The organism is Frankia sp. CcWB3 (assembly GCF_977927595.1).
Genome location: NZ_CDWRCK010000177.1, coordinates 5,469 through 9,498, shown reverse-complemented (window position 1 = coordinate 9,498; position 4,030 = coordinate 5,469). Strand labels below are relative to the sequence as shown.

Annotated in this window: 5 protein-coding genes and 1 pseudogene; 1 reads left to right on the top strand and 5 read right to left on the bottom strand. The window is 69.6% G+C overall.

From position 1 onward, the window contains the following. The 5 genes and pseudogenes from ACY5KJ_RS13935 to ACY5KJ_RS13915 form a co-directional block, all read right to left on the bottom strand. Positions 1 to 371, bottom strand: a pseudogene (locus ACY5KJ_RS13935) (hypothetical protein); the annotation flags it as partial. 386 nt (positions 372 to 757) lie between these two features. Further along, a complete protein-coding gene (locus ACY5KJ_RS13930) occupies positions 758 to 2,485 on the bottom strand; it encodes an urease subunit alpha (RefSeq protein WP_462188505.1) in 1,728 nt (575 codons plus the stop codon). Further along, a complete protein-coding gene (locus ACY5KJ_RS13925; RefSeq protein WP_462188506.1) occupies positions 2,482 to 2,862 on the bottom strand; it encodes an urease subunit beta in 381 nt (126 codons plus the stop codon). The genes ACY5KJ_RS13930 and ACY5KJ_RS13925 overlap by 4 nt, the downstream gene beginning before the upstream one ends. Further along, positions 2,859 to 3,161 (bottom strand): urease subunit gamma, encoded by a 303-nt coding sequence (locus tag ACY5KJ_RS13920; protein WP_462188510.1) that lies wholly within the window; start codon positions 3,159 to 3,161, stop codon positions 2,859 to 2,861. The genes ACY5KJ_RS13925 and ACY5KJ_RS13920 overlap by 4 nt, the downstream gene beginning before the upstream one ends. After that, on the bottom strand, positions 3,142 to 3,318 hold the full coding sequence (locus ACY5KJ_RS13915) for a hypothetical protein (protein WP_462203536.1): 177 nt from the start codon (positions 3,316 to 3,318) through the stop codon (positions 3,142 to 3,144). Before ACY5KJ_RS13915 ends, ACY5KJ_RS13920 begins: the two co-directional genes overlap by 20 nt. A 285-nt stretch (positions 3,319 to 3,603) precedes the next feature. Here ACY5KJ_RS13915 and ACY5KJ_RS13910 point away from each other — a divergent pair, with 285 nt between their 5' ends. Continuing rightward, positions 3,604 to 3,756 carry a hypothetical protein gene (locus ACY5KJ_RS13910; protein WP_462188507.1) on the top strand — a complete coding sequence of 51 codons (153 nt, stop codon included), beginning with the start codon at positions 3,604 to 3,606 and terminating at the stop codon, positions 3,754 to 3,756. The last annotated feature ends 274 nt before the right edge of the window (positions 3,757 to 4,030 follow it).

Sequence of the window (4,030 nt, the reverse complement as noted above, 5' to 3'; positions counted from 1 at the left end):
GTGCGTGGCGCCCGCGTCGTGGGACCTGGCTGCGTGCCGGCCCGGCAGGCCGCGGCGACCAGGCCGGTCGTGGTGAGCCGTCCGACGAGGAACGCCGCCAGGTCGGCCAGGTTTGCCAGACTCCCGTCCGTCACCGCGGCTTCGACACCGCCCGAGTGGGCGTGACCTCCCGTGGGCATCCGGCCGTCCGCGAGGACCAGCAGCGTCGCCCGCCGTCCGGATCGCCCGGTCGGACCAGCCTCGTCCCCGGTCCCGCCGTCCCGTGCGATATCGCCCTCACCTGCGATATCGCTGTCACACGAGGCTCCGCCGTCATGACCGGGTGTCGTGTGGTCGAAGTCCATCCGTCGTTCGGACGACAAGTCCGTCATGCTGCCCACCCCGGTGTGGAAGAGTTCGCCGCCGGCGGTCGATGCCGGATCACGCGAGCGCCGAATCATGCGAGCAAGGCCGGCGATGGCATCCCGTTCCGCGGGAGCCCTTCGGCGGACCCCGAAAGCGGATCCCGAAAGAGGTGGGAGATGCCTGGATCATGGTCTGGATCACGGTCGAGACGCGGACGCCTACGCGCCCGCGTGACCGGTGTGACGCTGGTGGCGGTCGCACTGTCTCCCGTTCTGACCTCCTGCGGCCAGGACCGGCCGCCCAAGCCCCGCTGCCAGGCCGGCTACTACGCCGAATGGGACAACGACGACCACGAGTGGGAGTGCGAACGCTCCGGATCCCACAGCAGGAGCGATCATAAGGACAGCCGCCGTCAGAACAGGAAGTAGCGCTGGGCCATCGGGAGTTCGCTCACCGGATCCGCCTCGATCGCCTCACCGTCCACCGTGACGGTGAACGTGTCCGGGTCCACCCGGATGTCCGGTGTCGCGGTGTTCTCGGGAAGATCCGCCTTGCCGCGGCGGCGCACATCCGCGACCGGCACCACCGAGGTGGCGAGCCCCAGCCGTCCAGGCAGCCCGTCCTCGATCGCCGCCGGGGCGACGAAGGCCAACGACGACGCGGCGGCCGGACCACGGGCGGCTCCCCACATCGGTCGGGGCAGCACCGGCTGCGGGGTCGGGATGGAGGCGTTCGCATCGCCCATCGCGGCCCAGGCGATGAACCCGCCCTTGAGGACCAGTGACGGCCGCACCCCGAAGAACGCTGGATCGTACAGCACCAGGTCGGCGAGCTTGCCGGGCTCCACCGAGCCGATCTCTGCGTCCAGGCCGTGCGCCACCGCCGGGCAGATCGTGTACTTGGCGATGTAGCGCCGGGCCCGGGCGTTGTCGGCCCGATCGTCGCCGGCCAGGGACCCGCGCCGGAGCTTCATCACATGCGCGGTCTGCCAGGTACGCAGGACGACCTCGCCGATCCGGCCCATCGCCTGCGAGTCCGAACCGATCATCGAGATCGCGCCCAGGTCGTGCAGGATGTCCTCGGCGGCGATCGTCGACGGCCGGATCCGGCTCTCGGCGAAGGCCAGGTCCTCGGGCACGCTGGGGTTGAGATGGTGACAGACCATCAGCATGTCGAGGTGCTCGTCGAGGGTGTTGACGGTGTGCGGGCGGGTCGGATTCGTCGATGACGGCAGCACGTTGCCGGCGGCCGCGACCGTGATGATGTCCGGGGCGTGCCCGCCGCCGGCCCCCTCGGTGTGGTAAGCATGGATCGCCCGGCCGGCGATGGCGGCCAGCGTGTCCTCGACGAAGCCGGCCTCGTTCAGGGTGTCGGAGTGCAGCGCAACCTGGACGCCGGCGGCGTCGGCGACCCGCAGGCAGGCGTCGATCGCGGCCGGCGTCGTCCCCCAGTCCTCGTGCAGCTTGAAGCCGGCCGCCCCGGCGCGCAGCTGTTCCCACATCGACTCGTCGCTGACCGTGTTGCCCTTGCCGAGCAGGACGACGTTGACCGGCCAGTCGTCCAGCGCGGACAGCATCCGCGTCAGGTTCCAGGATCCGGGCGTCACCGTCGTCGCCTTCGTGCCCTCGGCCGGGCCGGTGCCGCCGCCGATCAGCGTGGTGATGCCGGCGCCCAGCGCCTCCGGAACCTGCTGTGGGCAGATCAGATGGACGTGGCAGTCCACCGCGCCGGCGGTGAGGATCTTTCCGTTACCGGCGATGATCTCGGTGCCGGGCCCGATCACCAGGTCGGGATGGACGCCGTCCATCGTGTCCGGGTTGCCGGCCTTACCCAGCGCGACGATCCGGCCGTCGCGGATCCCGACGTCGGCCTTGACCACACCCCAGTGGTCGAGAACGACGGCACCGGTGATGACGAGGTCGGGCGCACCCTCGGCGCGGGTCGCCAGGGACTGTCCCATCGACTCACGGATGACCTTGCCACCCCCGAAGACGGCCTCGTCGCCGGTCCCGGTGCCCGCCGGCCCGCGGCTGCGGTCCTCTGTCACCTCGATGAACAGGTCGGTGTCCGCGAGCCGGATACGGTCGCCGGCCGTGGGGCCGTACAGCGCCGCGTAGCGGGGGCGGTCGAGTCGGCTCACGAACCCTCTCCCTGAAAGCCCGGTATGTCCTCGATCGTCGCGGTGTCCGCAATCCGGGTGCCGCTCGCGGCGTCCAACGGGCCGGCCGATTCCGGCCGCAGGCCCGGCACGACCCGGGTGCCGGCCAGCGGCACCAGCTCGATCTCGCGTTCCACGCCGGGCTCGAAGCGGACCGCGGTGCCGGCGGGCACCGCGAGCCGGTGGCCCCAGGCACTCGCCCGGTCGAAGTCGAGAGCGGGGTTCGCCGCGGCGAAGTGGTAGTGCGAGCCGACCTGCACCGGCCGGTCGCCCGTGTTACGGACCAGCACCGTGCGTACCGGGCGTCCGGCGTTGATCTCGACGGGATCGTCGCCGGTCAGGATCTCCCCGGGGATCACGGGATCGGCCGGTGGACGGTGACCAGCTTGGTGCCGTCCGGGAAGGTGGCTTCGACCTGCACCTCGCCGAGCATTTCCGGCACGCCCTCCATGACGTCATCCCGGGTGAGCACGGTTCGCCCGGCGCTCATCAGGTCCGCGGCGCTGCGACCGTCCCGCGCGCCCTCCAGCAGGAACGAGGTGATGATTGCGGTCGCTTCGGGATGGTTCAGCCGCAGCCCACGGGCTCGCCGTTCACGGGCGAGCCCGGCCGCCACATGGATCAGCAGTCGTTCCTGTTCATGGGGGCTCAGCAGCACGGATGCGAAGCCTAGCAGGCCGGGGAATGCCGTCGGCCCGGTTCGGTTCGGCGCGGTCCACGACATGCCGGTGACGCTCCGGCCCCGATGCTCGTCGGGCATATCGGGGTGCAATGGGGACGTAATGAAGTAACAAATACGTGATCGAGAGCATCATCGCAGGTCACAGGCCTGTGGTGGATTCGAAACGCGCAAGTTATTTCATTTCGACTCCAATGTGACGGTCAGGTGAACGGCGACACTCCCGAAACCCAAGAAAAGTTTCGTCCAGGTTTCCGTCCCGACATTGCCGGGGACGCCGCGGGAGTGTGGTTCCGTCAACAGCAAGAATGGAGTTACTGGTAATTCACCCGGGCGCGATGGGACCGGTACGCCTTCTTTCTAACGTCCGGGGAACCGCTCGGGCCGGTCGGACCGACCGGCAGGTGGGGGTGCGCCCGGGATGAGGCTGACAGGGGTTCGGTTGCTCGCACTGGTCTTCGGGCGGGGCCGTGCCGCGGTCGGCATGATCGCCGGGATCGCCGTGTTCTTCCCGTCTCTGGTCAACATGGTGTTCCACCTGCGTTACCGGCCGGTTCCGGCGCATGGCGGGTAATGACACGTGGCAAACAACAATCACGCCATCGCCGCCCTCCCGGCGGGCGGTGCTGGTCCGCCGGCTCCGGGGGCACCCGGCTTGTTCTGGAGTAAAGGAAGTAATGGGGGTGATTTCGCCGTTGGTCATACGTGATCCCCTTCCGGGCGTGCCGCCATCGGGTGCAGCCTCGGTGCTGACCGGCAGACGAGAGGCCGCCATGAACGCCGAACGCTCCAGTCGGGGACTCCGGCTGATGACGGTGTCCGGACGGGCGCCCCAGCCGACCGTCTCC